This window comes from Gemmatimonadota bacterium (genome assembly GCA_009835325.1).
GTDB lineage: Bacteria > JAAXHH01 > JAAXHH01 > JAAXHH01 > JAAXHH01 > JAAXHH01.
The window spans coordinates 35,436-54,456 of the sequence record VXWP01000005.1 but is presented as its reverse complement, the minus strand read 5'-3'; the positions used below and the strand labels follow the sequence as shown (position 1 = coordinate 54,456).

The 19,021-nt window shown below is 61.2% G+C and carries 12 protein-coding genes; 6 read left to right on the top strand and 6 right to left on the bottom strand.

All coding sequences use genetic code 11. The features are described from left to right. Positions 1-191: 191 nt before the first annotated feature. Positions 192-1,649, top strand: coding sequence for an arylsulfatase (locus tag F4Z81_00570; protein MXW03540.1), 1,458 nt, complete (start codon positions 192-194; stop codon positions 1,647-1,649). Positions 1,650-1,721: 72 nt separating this feature from the next. Here the strand turns inward: F4Z81_00570 and F4Z81_00565 are convergent, their stop codons facing one another. Next, positions 1,722-1,958 carry a hypothetical protein gene (locus F4Z81_00565; protein ID MXW03539.1) on the bottom strand — a complete coding sequence of 79 codons (237 nt, stop codon included), beginning with the start codon at positions 1,956-1,958 and terminating at the stop codon, positions 1,722-1,724. Positions 1,959-2,065: 107 nt separating this feature from the next. Here F4Z81_00565 and F4Z81_00560 point away from each other — a divergent pair, with 107 nt between their 5' ends. Genes F4Z81_00560 through F4Z81_00545 form a run of 4 tightly spaced genes read left to right on the top strand, consistent with a single transcriptional unit; the run spans position 2,066 to position 6,630 of the window. After that, a complete protein-coding gene (locus tag F4Z81_00560) occupies positions 2,066-3,229 on the top strand; it encodes a DSD1 family PLP-dependent enzyme (GenBank protein ID MXW03538.1) in 1,164 nt (387 codons plus the stop codon). Between the two features lie 19 nt (positions 3,230-3,248). After that, positions 3,249-4,139 (top strand): TauD/TfdA family dioxygenase, encoded by an 891-nt coding sequence (locus F4Z81_00555; GenBank protein ID MXW03537.1) that lies wholly within the window; start codon positions 3,249-3,251, stop codon positions 4,137-4,139. A 6-nt stretch (positions 4,140-4,145) separates the two neighbouring features. Further along, positions 4,146-5,411: an RtcB family protein gene (locus F4Z81_00550; GenBank protein MXW03536.1), complete on the top strand. Its 1,266-nt coding sequence runs from the start codon at positions 4,146-4,148 to the stop codon at positions 5,409-5,411. 1 nt (position 5,412) lies between these two features. Beyond that, on the top strand, positions 5,413-6,630 hold the full coding sequence (locus tag F4Z81_00545; protein MXW03535.1) for a mandelate racemase/muconate lactonizing enzyme family protein: 1,218 nt from the start codon (positions 5,413-5,415) through the stop codon (positions 6,628-6,630). Between the two features lie 95 nt (positions 6,631-6,725). Here F4Z81_00545 and F4Z81_00540 read toward each other — a convergent pair whose 3' ends face one another. Further along, positions 6,726-8,444: a peptide ABC transporter substrate-binding protein gene (locus tag F4Z81_00540; protein ID MXW03534.1), complete on the bottom strand. Its 1,719-nt coding sequence runs from the start codon at positions 8,442-8,444 to the stop codon at positions 6,726-6,728. A 165-nt stretch (positions 8,445-8,609) separates the two neighbouring features. Between F4Z81_00540 and F4Z81_00535 the strand changes: the two genes are divergently transcribed. Next, positions 8,610-9,395 carry a phytanoyl-CoA dioxygenase family protein gene (locus F4Z81_00535; protein MXW03533.1) on the top strand — a complete coding sequence of 262 codons (786 nt, stop codon included), beginning with the start codon at positions 8,610-8,612 and terminating at the stop codon, positions 9,393-9,395. A gap of 111 nt (positions 9,396-9,506) precedes the next feature. Here the strand turns inward: F4Z81_00535 and chrA are convergent, their stop codons facing one another. The 4 genes from chrA to F4Z81_00515 all read right to left on the bottom strand — a co-directional run bounded on the left by chrA (position 9,507) and on the right by F4Z81_00515 (position 18,679). Continuing rightward, positions 9,507-10,652: a chromate efflux transporter gene (gene chrA, locus F4Z81_00530; protein ID MXW03532.1), complete on the bottom strand. Its 1,146-nt coding sequence runs from the start codon at positions 10,650-10,652 to the stop codon at positions 9,507-9,509. Positions 10,653-10,655: 3 nt separating this feature from the next. Continuing rightward, positions 10,656-13,367 (bottom strand): pyruvate, phosphate dikinase, encoded by a 2,712-nt coding sequence (locus F4Z81_00525; GenBank protein ID MXW03531.1) that lies wholly within the window; start codon positions 13,365-13,367, stop codon positions 10,656-10,658. Between the two features lie 130 nt (positions 13,368-13,497). Beyond that, positions 13,498-14,271, bottom strand: a complete 774-nt coding sequence (gene rlmB, locus F4Z81_00520; protein MXW03530.1) for a 23S rRNA (guanosine(2251)-2'-O)-methyltransferase RlmB — start codon at positions 14,269-14,271, stop codon at positions 13,498-13,500. Between the two features lie 46 nt (positions 14,272-14,317). Further along, positions 14,318-18,679, bottom strand: a complete 4,362-nt coding sequence (locus F4Z81_00515) for a hypothetical protein (GenBank protein MXW03529.1) — start codon at positions 18,677-18,679, stop codon at positions 14,318-14,320. Between the last annotated feature and the right edge of the window lie 342 nt (positions 18,680-19,021).

The window sequence follows — 19,021 nt, the reverse complement described above, 5'->3', positions numbered from 1 at the left end:
AGGAGACCGCCCCAATGTCAAGGGGATTAACGGCTTAACGGTAGTCGTATACCGTAGTCATTTACCGTGATGTGAGGAAGGCTTCCGATCTTGACAGCAAACACGGGACACGTAAGTTATGAATCCCATCCGCCGGGCTCATTGCCGGACTCCGCGTCATCCAGGAGCGCGTCATTCAGGAGCAGAAAACCATGTCCCGTCCCAACGTCATCTTCATCATGGCGGACCAGATGCGCGGCGACTGCATGAGCTGCGACGGACATCCGGTAGCGGAAACACCCAACCTGGACCACCTGGCCGCACGGGGCGCGCGGTTTCCCCACGCCTACACGGCGGTCCCTTCCTGCATTCCCGCCCGTTCGACCGTGATGACCGGCATGGACCAGTGGCACACGGGCGTCCTCGGCATGGGGCGGGGACAGGGGCCGATACCCAACGACTTCCCCCATACCCTGGCCGGCACGCTGGCGGACGCGGGATATGCCACCCACCTGGTCGGGAAGGGCCACTTCACGCCGCAGCGCGCGGACATGGGCTTCCAGTCAGCGGAACTGGACGAATCCGGCCGGCTGATCGCCCAGGGCCTGCGGGACGAATACCGCCAGTGGTTCGACCGGGAGAAACGGCGCGATATCACGCCGGACGATCACGGGGTCAACTGGAACTCGTGGATCGGTCGTCCGTGGCATACAGAGGAATACCTCCATCCGACGGCCTGGACCATGAGCAGGGCGATCCATCACATCGCGCGGCGCGACCGCGTGAAACCCTTCTTCCTCAACATCAGCTTCGCCCGGCCCCATTCGCCGTACGTGCCGCCCGCATGGTACTTCGACCTTTACCACGACCGGGAAACCCCGCCGCCGTACATCGGCGACTGGGCGGACATGCACGACGTGCCCTTCGACGCCACGGACCTGAACGCATGGCACGGGAAGCAGTCGGCCGCACGCATCCATCGCGGCAGGTCCGGGTACTACGGGGAGATTTCCTTCATCGACACGCAGATCGGCCGGCTCAAGAACTGGATGGAGCGGCACGAGCCGGAGGCCTGGTCCAACACCTGGGTCATCTTCACATCCGACCACGGCGACATGGTGGGCGACCACCATCTCTGGCGCAAGACCTACGCCTACGAGGGGAGCGCGAGGATTCCGCTGATCGTCTGCCCGCCGCCTGCCTGGAATGAAGAGGTCAAGGCACCCGTTCCGGACGGCGTGGCCGAACTCCGCGACATCATGCCCACGATCCTGGACGCGGCTGGCTTGGACGTGCCGCCCACAGTGACAGGACAAAGCCTCCTCCCACTGATGCGGGGCAAAACCGAAGGCTGGCGAGACTACCTGCACGGCGAGCACTGCTGGTGCTACGCGCCCGAACAGGAGATGCAGTACGTGACCGACGGCCACCGGAAGTTCATCTGGCTGCCGCGAATCGATCAGAAGCAGTTCTTCGACCTGGACGAGGACCCCGGCGAGTGCCGCAACCTGGTGAGCGACCCGGCCTATGAAAAGGAATTGGAGCAGTGGGAGGGATATCTCGTGTCTGAACTCGAGGCGCGAAACTGCGGATGGGTCGTGAACGGCCGGCTGCATTGCCCGGACGCCCCGTTGGTTTCACCCTTCAAAGACGTCCGGTACCAGGGATAACGGACTGCTCGTTGTTTCAGATCTCCCTGGCGTTCCGCTTTCCATAGTCCCGCCTCTCTTCAGATATTGTGGTTATGAAGTCTGTTTTTGACTGAGCATGATATCTTCGATCCGGGCGATCCGGTGCTCCATCTTCCCGATGTCTTCCCGGATACGCGTTTCCATGTTCTGCATACGCGTTTCCATGTTCTGCATCTCGACCTTCAGTTCGACCTTCAGCTCCTGGCGTCCTGCCTTGGCTTCCCGCCAGAAGAAGACGAAGGCCGCCAGCAAAACGGCCGGTTGGATCAGAAGTCCTGCAATCTCCATGATGTCCTCCGTATATTGGCAATGGGGTCTCTGAACATCCTTGACGTATTCTCGCCGACATGGTACAAAATGTTCAGTCGGTGATAACCGACGAAATCTCGTGAGCTATGTCTTTTTTGCCCTGGTCTGCCGGAGACCCACACCGCGTAAGGCCCGTGGTGAACCTAGTGAGGGATCAAACTTTGGACGAGATCGGAACGCGCAAGGAAGATCTGGACACCCCGGTCCTCTGGGTTGACCTGGATCGTCTTGAAAACAACATCCGCACCGTGGGGCATCGGCTGAAGGAAGCCGGCGTGGACTGGCGCCCGCACATCAAGGGGGTCAAGATCCCGGCGATTGCCCACATGTTGCTGAAGGCCGGCGCCATCGGCGTCACCTGCGCCAAGCTCGGTGAAGCCGAGGTCATGGCCGCGGGCGGAGTCGAGGACGTCCTCATCGCCAACCAGGTGGTCGGACCGCCGAAATACATCCGCCTGGCTCGTCTCTGCAGGCAAGCGGACGTGAAGGTCGCCGTCGACAGCGACGCCACGCTGGAGGAACTGGGCCGCACTGCGGTGGAAACCGGCGTCGAGGTCGGCGTGCTCGTCGAACTGAACACGGGCATGGAGCGGGCCGGCGTCCGGCCCGGCGAACCGGTCGTCGAGCTTGCCCGGAAGGTCCACCAGACCCCCGGCCTGCGTTTCCGGGGGGTCATGGCCTGGGAGGGTCACGCCTGCGTGGACGAAGACTCCGACTGGAAACACGGGGAGATCAGGCGGGCCGTGGGAGATCTCGTGGACTCCGCACAGCGCTGCCGGGCCGCGGGACTGCCCTGCGATATCGTGAGCGGCGGAGGAAGCGGCACCCTGTCGGTCACGCCCGACCTGGAAGGGATCACCGAGATCCAGGCCGGCGGCGCGATCTTCAACGACGTGATGTACACCCTGTGGGGGGTTCGGACCGACCCCGCCATCTTCGTGCACGTCACGGTCACCAGCCGCCCCGAACCGGACCGGCTGATCGTGGACGCCGGGTTCAAGACGGTGCCCGCGTGGTTCGGCATGCCCATGCCGGTGGGCGTCGATGACGTGGAGAGCGTGCGCATGTCCGCGGAACACGGGACCGTGACCTTCACCGACCCGAATCACGAGATCGCCGTCGGGGACAAACTAGATCTCATGGTGGCCTACACCGACGTCACCCTGTTCCTCCACGACCACCTCTACGGGATCCGCAACGGAGTCGTCGAGACGGTCTGGCCCATTCTCGGCCGCGGAAAACTGCGCTGATCCAGGATACCCTTCCGGTATGGCTGAAACGTCCGGATACACTTCGCTGACCCGGTCCGGGTTCGGTGCCGAACTCGGAGACGTGGACCTCGCACGGCTCGATGAAGCCATGGTCAAGGAAGCCGTGGACGCTTTTCACGCGTTAGGCGGACTGGTGGTCATCCGTAACCAGGGACATATCGAACCCTCCCATCTCCGCCGGTTCGTAACCCGGTTCGGGACACCCGAGGGCAACGAGAAATATGATCCGGCCTTCCTGGTTCCGGGGTTCCCCGACATCCTGCGCATCGGGAACGCGAAGGAGAACGGAAAGTACACCGCGCTCTTCATCCAGGCGGACCCGCCGCCGCTGCTGTGGCACATGGACGATTCATTCCGCCATCCCCAGCCCGTCGGATCCTGCCTGTTTTGCATCCGCACGCCCCCCGAGGGCGGGGAAACGGGCTTCGCGGGCATGACCGCGGCCTACGAGCACCTGCCGGACGAAGTCAAAGCACGCACCAATTCCATCCGGACCGTCCATTCCTACAACCATCTCAACGAACTGCTCAGGAAGAAGAATCCGCATCGCCCGCCACTAAGTGAAGCACTACTGGCACAGTTTCCCCCGATCGTCCGGCCCCTGGTCGCGCGACACCCGGAGACCGGTCGAAAATCCCTCTACCTGCCCCTTTGCCACATAGAATCCGTCGAAGGGATGTCGCCCGCGGAGGGATCGGCGCTGCTGAACGATCTGCAGGCCCACGCGACCGGAGAAGATTACACCTACATGCACGGGTGGCGTCCGGGCGACCTGGTGGTCTGGGACAACCGGTGCACGCTGCACGCCCCGACGCCCTTTGACGACACGCGTTACGAACGGCTCATGTTCCGGCTCACCTTCAGCGGACGCCAGATTGCCGGCTTCTGAGAGGACATGACCGCTTTGGCAGATCGCATACCCTACCGGCAGTGGGGACGGGACCTGGACGAGCAGTCGATCCAGCAGATGGAGCGGGCCTGTGCGCTTCCCGTGGCCGTGGCCGCCGCGCTGATGCCGGACGCCCACGTGGGTTACGGCCTGCCCATCGGCGGCGTGCTGGCCACGGACAACGCGGTCATTCCCTACGCCGTGGGCGTCGACATCGCCTGCCGGATGAAACTGACCGTCCTGGACCTGCCGCTGGGCACGCTGCGGCACGACCGGGGTACGGACCGCCTGAAGAAGGCCATCTCGGCGGAGACGCGCTTCGGCGTGGGGGCCCGATTCAAGAAGCGCCGGAACCACCCGGTCCTCGACCGGAACTGGTCCGTCTCTCCCGTGACCAAAAAAGCGAAGGACAAGGCCTGGAGCCAACTGGGCACCAGCGGGAGCGGCAACCATTTCGTCGAATTCGGCGAACTGACGTTGAATGAGCCGTTGAATAGGCTCGATACTGGCACCTACCTCGCCCTGCTCTCCCACAGCGGAAGCCGGGGGACCGGCGCCATGGTCGCCTCCTATTACAGCAGGCTGGCCATGTCCATGCGCCCCGAACTGTCCCGGGAACAGCGGCACCTGGCCTGGCTGGACCTGGACACCGAGCCGGGACAGGAATACTGGGCGGCCATGGAGCTTATGGGCCATTACGCGGAGGCCAACCACGCATGTATACACCGGCACATGGCCGGCCACCTCGGTGCGGAAGTTTTGCTGGACCTGGAGAACCACCACAATTTCGCGTGGAAGGAAAAGATCGCCGTCCCCGGCCGGTCCGGTCAGCGCGACCAGCACGGCCAGTCCGGCCTGCACGGCCAGTCCGACCTGCACGGCCGTAGACCTGACCGGAAAGCAATCGTACATCGCAAGGGCGCTACGCCGGCAGGCCCGGGCGTACTGGGCATCATACCCGGCTCGATGGCGAGTCCGGCCTTCGTGGTCCGCGGAAAGGGCAATCGTGCGTCGATGAACTCCGCCGCCCACGGCGCAGGCCGCGTGATGAGCCGGAAACGGGCGATCCGGAGCCTGAACTGGCAGGACGCCAACCGGCTGCTTCGGGAGAAAGGCGTCACGCTTATGTCCGCCGGTCTCGACGAAGTCCCCTTCGTATACAAGAATATCGAAGCAGTGATGGCGGCGCAGACCGACCTGGTGGAGGTGGTGGCCCGCTTCGAACCCAGGCTGGTGAAGATGGCGCCGGCCGGCGAGCGACCGGAGGATTGAGATGATGAAAATATCGAACGTCGAAGCTTTCGCGGTACGAATCCCGAGAGAAGCCGGCCAGGAATTGCGTGTAAGCCAGGGAACGGACGGCTCGGGAGCGACCGGACCGGGAGCACACGGCGTATCCCCCGAACCCGGTGCTTCCTCACCGTATTTCATCCCGGAAAACAGGCATGCCTTCAAGTCCGACATGCACGAGACCCTGGTGGTGCGCGTCTCGACCGAAGAGGGCCTGGTCGGCTACGGTGAAGGGCAGAGTCCCATATTGCCCGATACGACGCGGACCATCGTGGAGAACCTGTGCCGTCCCGTTCTGATCGGCGCGGACCCCTTCGACGTGGAGTTCCTGTGGCAGCAACTCTACGACGGCATGCGGGAAAGGGGACATCCGACCGGTTTCTACGTCGACGCCCTCGCCGCGTGCGATATCGCCCTGTGGGACCTGAAAGGAAAAGCGCTGGACCTGCCGGTCCATAAACTGCTTGGGGGACGGTTCCGGGACCGGGTCGAAATCTACTCGGGATGCGCCGGCCGCGACCCCGCCACCGCGGCGGACCGGGCCGAAAGACTCGTGGCCGCGGGCTACCGCGGACTGAAACTGTCCCCGTCCAGGGACCGCGCCGGTACCGTCGCCATCGCCAGGGCCGTCCGCGAGCGCGTCGGTCCGGACATCTCCGTCATGGTGGACGTGCATACCGAATTCGACGTGGGCGGGGCGATCAGGCTGGGCCGGGAACTGGAAGCATTGGACATCTACTGGCTGGAGGCGCCAACCCTGCCCGAAGACCTGGCGGGTCATGCGGAGGTGACCCGGGCACTGGACATGCACGTCGCCAACGGTGAGTGGTACCGCACCCGGTTCGAGATGAAGGAAGCCTTCGACCGAAGGACCTGCGACGTGGTGATGCCGGATATCGGGCGAACGGGGCTGACCGAGGGGAAACGCATCGCCGTGCTCGCGGAGACCTACAATATCCCCGTGTCACCCCACATAGGGGGCGGTGGAGTGCTCGCCACCGCCGCGACCATCCAGCTGTCCGCGGCCATCCCCAACTTCCTGGTCATGGAACACGGCCACGAGTCCTTTCCCACGCGGTGCCGCTATGCGCTGGAAGCCCCGAAGCCCACGGGCGGCGCGTTTCCCGTAACGGATCGGCCCGGACTGGGTGTCCTGATCGACGAGGAAGCGCTGAAAGGTTTTTCAAGTCCCCTGAAGTAGACTGCTAACACTGCTTGCGAGCTTGCGGTCAGCTTAGTCAGCCTGGTCAGTCTGTTCAGCCTGGTCAGTCTGTTCAGCCTGGTCGGCCGGTCAAATCAGTCCAGGGCGGACTTGAGCCAGTCCCAGAGACCGCGGTTGCGCGGCTGATCCGCCGCGTCACGATCCGTATCCCTGAAATACCCGTTCATCCAGGTCAGGTTGGACCAGACCTCCATTCCGAGGCGGTTGGGCTGGAGGGTAGGGCTGTGGAAATCCGGTTTCCACAGGCGGTGCTCCACGGGGAACCAGAGGAAGATGCCGCCCACGTTCTCCACGAGCCTGCGTTCGGCAGCGTGGTAGATGGCGTACCTTTCCTCGGGCGGCCCCATGAACTCGTTGCCCTCGTGAATCAGCCTTTCGAAGGTGTCGTCGTGCCATGCATGGCGTCCCCTGGACCGCCAGAGCCCGAGCAGGTTGGCCGGATCGGGGAAATCCTGGCTGTAGGCCACCAGTGCCAGCGTCACCTCGTGGTTGTTGAGGCCGTCGGTGAACACCTTTCGTTCGATGACCCTGACCCCTACCCGTACGTTCAGCGCTTCGGCGATCATCGCCTGGATGGCCTCCGCGGGCAAGCGGGTGGCCTGGTAGTCATGGGTGCGGATCCAGATATCGACCTGGGGAAAGCCCTTGCCGTCGGGGTATCCGGCATCGGCCAGCAACTGCCTGGCCCGTTCGGGATCGTAGGGCAGCATATGGCGGAAGACCTCCGGTTTCGCGCCGGGGAAACCGGGCGCCAGCATGCTGTAGGCCGCCACGCCCACGTCCTTCAGGGCGGAATCCGTCAGGGCCGTGCGGTCGATGGAGTGGGCGAAGGCTTGCCGGACACGCAGATCGTCGAAAGGCGGATTATACGTATCCATGGTCATGTAGAACGTGACGAAGTTGACCATGGAATGCAATTCATGGCGGAGCACAGGGTCGCTCTTGACCCGTCCGAGCGCCGCCTGCCCGTTCAGGAGGATCATGTCCACCTCGTCGGCTGTATAAGCCGAGAGCATAAGCGGCACGGCCGACTGGGAGAACACCCGGATGATCACCTGGTCGAGCAGGGGCGGCATAGATCCCCGGTACATCGGGTTGGCGTCCAGGATGATGATCTCGTTCTTGCGCCATTCCGTAACCTTGAAGGGGCCGGACGAAATATGGGTCTCCGCCCGGGTTGACCATTCTTCGCCGTACTTGGCCACCGCGTGCTTCGGCGAAGCCCAACTCATAATGAGGTTGAAGGGCAGGTAGGGGACCGGCTGCTCGGTATGGACGGCCAGCGTCGTATCGTCTATCGCCTCCACGCCCAGCGAATCCACGGGAAGCCGCCGGCCGACAACGTCGCTCCAGTTCTTGATGATGCGGTAGTGCCATTCGAAGTCGTAGGCATTGTCCGGATCCGCTCCCCGGCGGAAGGTAAAGACGTAGTCACGGGCGGTGAAGGGCCGGCCGTCGTCCCACTGCATCCCGGACCGCAGGTGGAAGAGCCACGTATTGCCGTCCGGCGTGGCCTCCCAGGACTTCGCGGCGGCTGGCACCAGGTCGTAGTTGTGGTCCTGGCGGACCAGCGGCTCGGAGATGAGGTTGGTGGCCGGGCTGCGCTTGTAAATGGTCTTGAACCACTCCATGTACGTCCCGTCCATCTCGAAAAACCGCAGCCGCTGATGCTCCGGCGGCGCCGCGTCTTCGGGCATCTCGACGCCGATGGAGTTGACGCGTTGGGCGGAGAGTTCCGAGACCGGAAGAAACAGGATCAGCGATACGATTATGGTGATACGTTGCATGGTCATTTACGTTGAGCGCACATGGATGCGTTCGGATCCAGTCGAATTGTCCCTTGTGTAGTATTCTAATTTAACCGACATAGTCAGTGTATGCCATATTCGATTTTCCGAATCCGGATCACCGTCCGCTGAAACCGTAAAGGCGACCGCCTCCGCCGGAGTGCCAGCCGCATGTCCGAATACACTTTTCCCGATCTGAAAGGTATCCGGGAAGACTACGACCGGGATGGATTCGTCATCGTGCGGGATGTCCTTCCGACCGATCTGCTTCGTGAAATCGACCGGCATATCGACTGGCTGATGGTCCGTCACCCCGACTTGCCCCCGGAATCGCTGGGACACTGGCTCATTGCCGACGACCCCTTCTGGGTCCGTTTCCTGAGCGATCGACGCCTGCTGGACGTGGCGGAAGCCCTGGTCGGTCCCGACGTGGCCCTCTTCGCGGCCGATTACATCTGCAAGCCGCCCCGCAAGGGCAAGGGGGTCCTCTGGCACCAGGACGGACACTACTGGCCCCTCGAGCCCATGGACGTCATCACCATCTGGTTCGCCGTGACCGGCTCGACGACCTCCAACGGCTGTGTACGCGTGATCCCCGGATCGCACCGATCCGGTCTGCTCAACCACTCCCCGGAGAGAAAAGAAAACTACATCCTTAACCAGGCCGATCCGGACGTCTTCGACGAAAACCAGGCGGTCGACCTGGCGCTGGCCCCCGGCGACGTCTCGGTCCATCATCCGCTGCTGCTGCATGGATCCGATCCGAACAAGAGCGACGTGTGGCGGCGTGGCGGCTCGATCCAGTACATGCCCGCGACGACGCGCGTCACGCGAGACTGGCCGTGCCTGTTCCTTTTCCGCGGTGATCCCGCTTCCGGGATCAACACCTACCGGAAGTTCCCCACGTACGAAGCAGGAAAGCACATGGCGTTCGGCGGATGCGAGGCCTGGTCTTAAGCGCTCTGCCCGGTAACACTCGCCAGTGCCTTATCCACTGCTCCGTACCACCGACATCAGACAGGATAGATGGCCGTGTGGAAGTGGCCGTCCGTCCAGTCACCTGGCTCTTCAACCCGAGACGGCCGCCAACACTCCTGCCGCGGCGAAGAACGCGACCAGCGCCAGGATCGGCAGGCGCAACACCCTGAGCAGGAAGAACCCGATGATGGCGAGCGCGAGATCCAGGGGCGAGAAGACGGCGTTGACGAACACGGGTTGGTAGAGCGCGGCCAGCAGGAGTCCGACCACCGACGCGTTGACCCCCGCCACCGCACCCGCGGCGCCCGGCTTCCGCGCCAGGGTTTCCCAGGTGTCGTGGAAGGACAGGATCAACAGGAATCCCGGAAGGAAAATCCCGAGGACCGCGATCAACGCGCCGGCCAGCGCGTGATCCGGGCTCATGCCGGCGCCCAGGAACGCCGACATGGCGAACATGGGGCCCGGAATGGCCTGGGCGGCGGCGTAACCGAGCAGGAAACGATCGATGGGCAGCGCGTCGCCCACGGTCTGCTGGAGCAGCGGCAGGACCACGTGTCCACCGCCGAATACCAGGCTCCCGGCCTGGTAGAACCGGGAAAGCAGATCGAGGTCCGGCGACAGACTCGCAAGGAGCGGAAGACCGATGAGGAGCAGAAAGAAGAGCGTCAGCGGCAGCCAGGAGAAACGAAGCCGCCCGCCGGGCGACGCCTCCGGCGCGCGCAGAAAGCGCCAGCCGGCCAGCGCGCCTGCCGCCAGGACCGCGAACTGGGTCGCCATCGCAGGGGCGACCAGCAGGGCCGACGCGGTCAGAATGCAGATCGCCCCTGCGAGCCGGCGCCGGCAGAAGGTAGAATACATGCCCAGCACGGCATCGGCGACCACGACCACGGCCAGCAGTTTCAGTCCCTTGACGAATCCGCCGAAGTAGACCGTGTCCGTCACCGTGCTCCCGGCGATGGCAAGCAGGTACAGGAGGACGAAGGACGGCAACGTGAACCCCAGGAACACGGCGACGCCGCCGGCTACCCCCGCCCGCTGGTATCCAATGGCAAAGCCGACCTGACTGGAAGATGGACCGGGAAGAAACTGGCTCAGGGCGACGAGCCGGCCGTAGGAGGCTTCGTCAAGCCACTTCAACCGGTCCACGAAGGCGGTCCGGAAGTACCCCAGGTGTGCGACGGGACCGCCGAAGCTGATGCATCCCAGTGCCAGGAATCGCCAGAAGAGTTCCCACATGATTCAGGGTGCCTGGTCGGACAGCGCCGCCCGGGCCGCGGCCAGGCAGGCGATGGGCACGCGGTACGGAGAGCAGCTGACGTAGTCCAGGTCCACGCCGTGGCAGAATTCTACCGAGGCGGGATCGCCGCCGTGCTCGCCGCAGATGCCCACCTTCATGCCGTCCCGCGTGGCACGGCCGCGCTCGACGCCGATTTTCACGAGTTCTCCGACGCCGCTGCCGTCAATGCTCACGAAGGGGTCTTCCGGCCAGATCTCGGCATGCAGGTAATCGGGGATGAACCTCGCGTCGTCGCGGGAGAGTCCGAAAGTAGTCTGCGTCAGGTCGTTCGTCCCAAAGGAGAAGAACTCCGCTTCCTCCGCGATCTCGTGGGCGGTCAGCGCCGCCCGCGGCAGCTCGATCATGGTACCGATCTGGTAGTCCACCTCCACGCCGGTCTCCGACTGTACTTCCCGGGCCGTCCGGCGGACGACCTCGGCCTGCAGACGCAGCTCGTTGATGTGGCCGACCAGGGGGATCATGATCTCCGGGATGGCCTGGATGCCGCGTTTCACGCAGTCGCTCGCGGCTTCGAAAATCGCCCGGGCCTGCATCTCGGTGATCTCGGGGTAGGCGATACCGAGCCTGCACCCACGGTGTCCGAGCATGGGGTTGGCCTCCCGCAGGTCCTCCAGCTTGCGCTGGTAACGCTCCACCGGCACGCCGGTCTGCGCGGCGAGCTGCCCGATGGCCTCGTCCTCGTGGGGCAGGAACTCGTGCAGGGGCGGGTCGAGCGTGCGGATGGTGACGGGGTAACCGTCCATGACTTCGAATATCCCGGTGAAGTCGCTTCTCTGGATCGGCAGCAGCCGGGCCAGCGCCTTCCGGCGTCCGGCTTCGTCATCGGCCAGGATCATCTCCCGGACGGAATCGATCCGGTCTTCCTCGAAGAACATGTGCTCGGTCCGGCAGAGGCCGATGCCCTCGGCGCCGAAGGCGCGCGCGGTGGCCGACTGATCGGGCTGGTCCGCGTTGGTCCGCACCTTAAGCCGGCGGTTCCGGTCGGCCCAGGCCATCAGGCTTTCGTACCGCTGATAGACCTCCGAATGCTCGGACGACATGGATTTCTGCAACAGGACCTGCAGCACTTCGGAGGGAATAGTCGGAATGGCGCCGGCCATGACCTCCCCGGTGGACCCGTCGATGGAGATATAGTCTCCTTCGGCGATGACCTGTTCGCCGACGCGCATCTGACGGGCGGCGTAGTCGATATCCAGCTCTCCGCAGCCGGCGACGCAGACCTTGCCCATCTGGCGGGCGACAAGCGCCGCGTGGCTCGTCATGCCGCCCCGGGCGGTCAGGATACCCACAGCGGCGTTCATGCCGCGTATGTCCTCGGGCGACGTCTCGATACGGACCAGGATGACCGGGTCGCCGCGGTCCGCCCAGGACTCGGCATCGGTGGCGTTGAACACCACTTTGCCCGATGCGGCGCCCGGACCGGCGTTGAGGCCCCGGGCCAACACCCGACCCTCCTGCTCCGCGCGGCGCTTTTCCTCCACATCGAATACGGGGCGCAATAGCTGGTCGAGCTGGTCGGGTTCCACGCGCCGCAGGGCTTCCTGCTCGTCGATGAGCCCTTCCCTGACCATGTCCACCGCGATCGTGATCGCGGAGAAACCGGTACGCTTCCCGACGCGGCACTGCAGCATCCACAGTTTGCCGCGCTGGATGGTGAATTCGATATCCTGCATATCCCTGTAATGGGACTCCAGCGTATCGCAGATCTCTACCAGTTGATGATAGGCGTCCGGCATCTCGCCCTGAAGCTGCTCGATGGGCCGGGGGGTGCGAATGCCCGCCACGACGTCCTCGCCCTGGGCGTTGATGAGGTATTCGCCGTAAAACCGTTTCTCGCCGGTCGCGGGATCGCGGCTGAAGGCGACCCCCGTGGCGCAGTCGTCGCCCATGTTGCCGTAGACCATGGCCTGCACGTTGACGGCGGTGCCCCATTCATCCGGGATGTCGTTCAACTTCCGGTACACCACGGCGCGTTCGTTGTTCCACGAGCCGAACACAGCCCCGATAGCGCCCCAGAGCTGCTCGCGGGGATCGTCAGGAAAGTCGGCGCCCGTGCGCGCCTTGATCTCGGCCTTGAACTCGGCGACCAGCGCCTTGAGGTCGGCGGCCCCGAGTTCCATGTCCTCCGTGACGCCGGCGCGGGCCTTCCTGCGTTCCAGCAATGCCTCGAAGGGATCGTGATCCTCATCGTCCGCCGGACGCACGCCCATGACCACGTCTCCGTACATCTGTACGAATCGCCGGTAGCTGTCGTAGGCGAAGCGTTCGTCACCCGACTGCGCGATCAGTCCCTCGACGGTGGCATCGTTCAGGCCGAGATTCAGAATGGTGTCCATCATGCCGGGCATGGAAGAACGGGACCCGGACCGGACGGAAACCAGCAGCGGGTTTTCCGAGCTGCCGAAACCGGCGTCCATGACGCCCTCGACCTGCGCCATCGCCTGCTGGATCTGTTCGTCAAGTTCCGCCGGGTACCGATGGTCGTGGTCGTAGAAATAGGTGCATATCACCGTTGAGATGGTGAAGCCCGCGGGCACGGGAATGCCGAGGTGGCTCATCTCGGCCAGATTGGCGCCCTTGCCGCCCAGAAGCTCCCGGAATTCCGCCGATCCATCCGCCTCGCCGCCGCCAAAGTAGTATACGTGTTTCGCCATAACGCTACCGTGCTCCTTTACTGTTTTCCTTTACTATATTCCATTGCTCTTTTCCGTCCCGCTCACCGGTCTTTTCGCCAAAAAACACAGGGCGGTAGCATAACGCCGCGAAGCAACCGTGTCAACGGATTTACCCGTCCGCTATATCCCGGCGCTGGCGAAAGACCTCGTACAACACAAGGGCCGCCGCCACGGAGGCGTTGAGCGAATCCACGTGCCCGGCGACCGGAAGCCGCACCACTTCGTCGCAGTTGCGCCGGACCAGGGGCCTCAGTCCCTTGCCCTCGCCGCCTATGACGAGCGCCACGGGGACGGTATAGTCCATTTTGCTGAAAAGCGTAGGACCGTCCGCCGCGAGGCCCACGAGCCAGACGCCCGCTTCGCGAAGCGCCTGAATGGCGTGGTTCATGTTCGCCACCCGCGCGACCGGAACGTGCTCGCTGGCCCCGGCGGCAGCCTTGACCGCGGCGGCGGTCAATCCCGCCGCGTTTCGACGGGGTATCACGACGCCGTCGGTGCGAACCGCGTCGGCGGTGCGAATGATCGCGCCCAGGTTGTGGGGATCCTGTATGCCGTCCAGCAGGACGAGGAAGGGGGGAGATTCGGACCTGCGGGCCGAGGCCAGGATATCCGCCATTTCGGCGTACTGATGGCCGGCCACCGTGGCGACGACCCCCTGGTGCCTGCCTTCGGTCAGGCGGTCCAGCCGGCGGCGTTCGGTGAACTGGAACACGACGCCCCGTTTCCGGGCAAGGTCCAGTATGTCGGCCACGTCCTGGCGCGCGACTCCTTCGGCGATGTAGATCCGGTTGAGGCTCCGGCCCGCCTGCAGGGCCGCCCTGACCGGGTTCCGGCCGTAGATGACTTCCTGAAAGTGATTCAAACTGGAGTTCTTTTCTTGCATGCTGTTAATCTATAGGAAACACTCATGTTACGATCCGTAGCTGACGTTACCAGTCAGCCGGATTGGGGATGCCCGGACTCACCATTACATCGAGTCCCGGTTCGGGCAATACGCGGCGCGCACCACGCACAGTCGCCCCCGTCTCCGGCCAGCCTCGCATAAATCCTCTGACCTGTCCATCAGACTGATTTCGCAACAGTACGGTCGATCGGCCGCCGTCTCTGGCCATCTCCACATATCCCTCAGGGCCGGAAAGCGAAATGCGCACCAGCCTGTCACGCCAATTCGAGCTTACGGGTACCGCGAAGGCAAAGCTTCTGTCCCCGTCGCCGTCTGCGATCTCACTCATGTCGAAATCCAGCGTGAACAGGATGCGGCCGTCCACATCTTCGCCTGCGAGTCTGTATGGACCATCGCCTTGCGGAAGCACCGGTGGAGCTTCGACCACGAAGGAAGGCTCAAGCGCCAGGTCGCCGCCTTTGCTCAGCGCGCCCCAGAGCAGCAGGCTCTTCGTCGGTGCGGACAAAGCTGAGTAGAGCATAGCTTCCTCTTCATAAGTACGGTAGTCGACTGCCTTCTTGAAATGGTAGTCGCTGATCCAGACATTTTGCAAACAGTAACTCATTATGTCAGGACTTGACGGATGTCTTAATTCACCACTAAGATGATCATATCCCCAGGCGCCAATTGAACCATCCGCATTGGGGAATAACCTGTCCGGGTTGGGAGCTACTCCGCATGGAGCATGTCCAAGGCTCATATTGTGGCCCAGTTCATGCGCCATTATAGAGCCTTCTAAACTAGCTACGCTACTGAGTCCTCTCATTTTCGCTACTCCAAAGCCCGTTTCAACCCAGATGCCCATGAAGTGACCTGGTTTCCCCTCCAATACCCGAAGCGCCTCTATCTCTGATAGTATCTGAGTGCCGAAATCGAGCACTGGCCTAAATGAGGTATATACGGGATCGTGTATGTCCAGTTGAAACTCCTTTACAGGCAGCAAGTCTCTTGTCAGTCGGAATAGATCGTCATTCGGGCCTAGATCTTCGGTTCTGGTGACAACTTCAAATTCCGGATTCTCCATCCACAACAAGGGAACCAGGGTCAAGTTGAAGTCCGGTACAGACCGTACATCGTAATCCATTCTCCCCGTTTCAGGGACGCGATCTACTATATCCAACCCAGGTCCCGGAACACCGTCGTCACCCATATCGACCACTAACTGCAAACCCGGTTTGACCACCGATGCGGGCACCAGTGCATTCGCTGATTGCTCGATCGATCCTTCGTCAATTTCGATAGGGATCTTAACCGGACCGGCTGGTATGACTACGTCATGAACCAGGTGGTCATCCAGGTAAAGGGCGGCTCGAACCGGTGGCCTGCTCAGGACTGCTTCCTCTGTTTCGAAGAACACACGCAGCAGGGCAGCCTTCCCCTCGACAAGGGGAACTGGTCGTTTGAAAGATTGCACAGTCTGGGTCAGATATACCTTGGGGTTCATGGCCGGAAGACATGTCGCTATATCACCGTGGCTTTCGATGTCCTGGAACCACAGCTGGAACGCGGGATCATTGGGTGCGCAGAACTGCGTGTTGTCCAAAAACAGGGTGTTCAGTTCAAGTTGGGTGAGCGTCAGGGGTAGTGGTCCGTGCATGCCCGAGTTGTTGTTTAACTTGAGCGTTTTCAAGTTCTCGAGGTTGCCAAACTCGGCGGGTAATTCGCCCGTCAGTCTGTTGTGTCCTGCATCCAGTATCGAGAGATCAGAAAGTCGTCCAAGTTCACCGGGTATGCTACCCGTCAGTTGGTTGTTAAATAGATACATCCATCTAAGCTTGCTGAGACGACCGAGTTCAGCGGGGATATTCCCTTCCAGCCGATTGTCGTATAGAAACTTCTCTTCCAGGTGAGCAAGCTGTCCCAGTTCGGGTGGAATACCGCCCGTAAGCTGGTTTTTATACAGCGCTAAAATGCGCAGATTTACAACATCGCCGAGTTCCGCGGGGATTTCGCCCGTCAACCGGTTCTCACCTAACCGCAACCTGTAGAGTTCCGTCAGTTGTCCCAGTTCCCCTGGAATGATACCAATAAGCTGATTTCCCGTCAGATCCAGAAATACGAGTTTGGACAAGCGTCCGAGTTCCGAAGGGATTCCTCCCGACATCTGATTGTATCCGAGATCCAAATCAGCAAGATTGGATAGATTTGCCAGTTCGACGGGAATAGCGCCGGACAGCTTGTTTTCACTGAACGACAGTGAGGTGAGATGCGTGAGTTCTCCCAACTCGGCTGGTAGCGTACCTGCAAGACCGTTTCTGGACAGATCGAGTATTGTAATGCGTCCTTCAGCGTCGGTTGTCACCCCGTACCAGTCGTCGAGTGGCGCGTCGCTCAGCCAGTTCGTGTTGTTCGTCCAGTACTGTCCGCCTGTCATGTGAAACAGTTCTTCCAACGCTGTTTTGTCCCGCGTAGTCGTGTTCTCATCGCAATTTACGACTCCGCTCTTGTGTGCAATCTGTTCTATCCATGTTTGAAACGCGACCACGGTTGGTACACACAGTTGCGTTCCATTCAGTTGCAACGTATCCATGAATAACCCGGTGAGTTCGCGAGGCAGTGAACCCGATAGACGAAGATTGCCATCGATTCGCAACCCTCGCAGGTCAGTGAGCCTACCGAGTTCCGCAGGCAGCGTACCATCCAGATTGTTGTTCTCCAGACTCAACTGTTCCACACGACCTGCGTCATTGGTCGTGACGCCGAACCACTGGCCGATTGACTGGTTACTCAGCCAGTGCTCGTTGTTTTCCCAGTTCGGCCCGCCGGTCGCATGGTACAGTGCTATCAAGGCGTTTTTGTCTACTGTCACCAGTTTTCGATCACAGTGCTTGACACCGAGCGCTTTCTGGATGTCCATAAACCACGACTGAAATTCGGCATCGACGGGTAGGCACAACTGCGTTCCTCCAATATCAAGTTCATGCAGGGGTATAGTAAGCAGTGCCCTGGGCAGTGGACCTTTCAATGATTCGTTTTCTCCGAGATACAAATATTTCAAATTACTCGATTTAGCCAATTCTACGGGGATAGGGCCGGTCAGAAAGTTGTCTGTTAGAAAAAGGCCCCAGAGTGTGGGAAGTTCCCCAAGTTCAGCGGGAATACGACCCGTCAAACGGTTTCGATGGAGTATCAGCCTTCCCAGGTTGGCCAGTTGCCCGATTTCTGCCGGTATGTTGCCGGTTAAGTGGTTACTGTTTAGCTTGAGATCTTTCAAACTGGTAAGCTGGCCCAGTTCGGCGGGGATGCTGCCTGTAAGCTGATTAGCCTCAAGAATCAACTCGGTAAGGTTTGTCAAATTCCCCAATTCGACAGGGATCTCTCCTGACAACTGGTTCCCACTTAATGACAGTGCCTTTAGCGATCTTAACTGGCCAAGTTCGGCGGGAATACCGCCAGTGAGTGAATTGATACCAAGTCTTAATTCGCCAAGATTGCTTAACTGACCCAGTTCTTCTGGTATTTCGCCCTCCAATCGATTGCTAGCCAGCCACAATAACGTTAACCTCTCGAGTTGGCCCAGTTCGACAGGAATACCGCCCGAGAGGTGGTTATCGGACAGGTACAGTTCCCTTAAGTTAGAGAGACGTGCCAGTTCGGCAGGAATTTCACCTGAGAGTGAATTTGAATCCAGTCTCAATTCCTCGAGGTTGGCCAGTTTACCCAGTTCAACCGGAATGTTGCCTGCCATATGGTTTGATGCCAGATTCAACACTGCCAGGTTACTTAGCGATCCGAGTTGCGTGGGTATTTGCCCTGTCAACTCGTTAAAACCGAGACCCAGCCGTGTCAAGCTGGACAGTTGTGCCAGTTCCGGCGGTATATGTCCCGTCAATCCATTTCCGATCAGCTTAAGACTTACTACCCGACCGCTTTCGTCCGTTTCCACGCCGAACCAATCCGCTAATGGCGCATCACTCAGCCAGTTTTCGTCTCTATTCCAATTCGAGCCGTTGGTCGTGTGATAGAGCGCTTCCAGTGCGATGCGCTCCAGATCGAATCCTTCACAGTCCGCAACTCGTGCGTCAGTTATTCCACTTACCCAACTTTTCAGTACGGGATCGTCATTTATACACACACGCGTTCCCTGCAGCTGCAACGCGTCCAGGTCAAGGATGGTCAGCGGGAGGGGAATCTGGCCGGAGAGGTTTGTATTTTCTTGCAGATGCAACCACCTCAGATTCTTCATTCCGCCCAGTTCTGAAGGGATGGAACCCGTCAGGTTGTTACTATTCAAACACAGATGAATCAGGTTCTCCAACTGACCCAGTTCCGGAGGGATGGCACCCGTCAACAGATTGCCGAAAAGATACAGGTGAGTAAGCGCTCCAAGCCGGCCCAGTTCCGCCATGACAGAACCGGAAAGCTGGTTATTCTCCAGGGACAGACCCCGAAGCCCGTTCAGTTGTACCAGCTCGGGCGGCAGCGGTCCTTGCAGCCCGTTGCTCCCCAGGTTCAGGCCCGTTACACGTCCTTCCCCGTCGGTTGTCACGCCATACCACTCTCCAACGTGTTCCGAGCTGAGCCAGTTGGTACTGTTCGTCCAGCCAGGTCCGCCAGTGGCATGGTACAACGCTATAAGTACCTCCCGGTCCGGGCTGGGTATTCGAACCGTTATTTCCACATTTGCAGCCGCGCTGCCCGAACGGGCCGTGATAACCGCGGTACCGTTTCTGACGGCCGTCACCAGACC

Coding starts and splice junctions, on each gene's coding strand:
- F4Z81_00550 (MXW03536.1), top strand. CDS start 4,146: ATGACCGCTTTGGCAGATCGCATACCCTACCGGCAGTGGGGACGGGAC.
- F4Z81_00565 (MXW03539.1), bottom strand. CDS start 1,958: ATGGAGATTGCAGGACTTCTGATCCAACCGGCCGTTTTGCTGGCGGCC.
- F4Z81_00540 (MXW03534.1), bottom strand. CDS start 8,444: ATGACCATGCAACGTATCACCATAATCGTATCGCTGATCCTGTTTCTT.
- F4Z81_00535 (MXW03533.1), top strand. CDS start 8,610: ATGTCCGAATACACTTTTCCCGATCTGAAAGGTATCCGGGAAGACTAC.
- F4Z81_00570 (MXW03540.1), top strand. CDS start 192: ATGTCCCGTCCCAACGTCATCTTCATCATGGCGGACCAGATGCGCGGC.
- F4Z81_00525 (MXW03531.1), bottom strand. CDS start 13,367: ATGGCGAAACACGTATACTACTTTGGCGGCGGCGAGGCGGATGGATCG.
- F4Z81_00555 (MXW03537.1), top strand. CDS start 3,249: ATGGCTGAAACGTCCGGATACACTTCGCTGACCCGGTCCGGGTTCGGT.
- F4Z81_00515 (MXW03529.1), bottom strand. CDS start 18,679: ATGGCGGAACTGGGCCGGCTTGGAGCGCTTACTCACCTGTATCTTTTC.
- F4Z81_00545 (MXW03535.1), top strand. CDS start 5,413: ATGATGAAAATATCGAACGTCGAAGCTTTCGCGGTACGAATCCCGAGA.
- F4Z81_00560 (MXW03538.1), top strand. CDS start 2,066: ATGTCTTTTTTGCCCTGGTCTGCCGGAGACCCACACCGCGTAAGGCCC.
- rlmB (MXW03530.1), bottom strand. CDS start 14,271: ATGCAAGAAAAGAACTCCAGTTTGAATCACTTTCAGGAAGTCATCTAC.
- chrA (MXW03532.1), bottom strand. CDS start 10,652: ATGTGGGAACTCTTCTGGCGATTCCTGGCACTGGGATGCATCAGCTTC.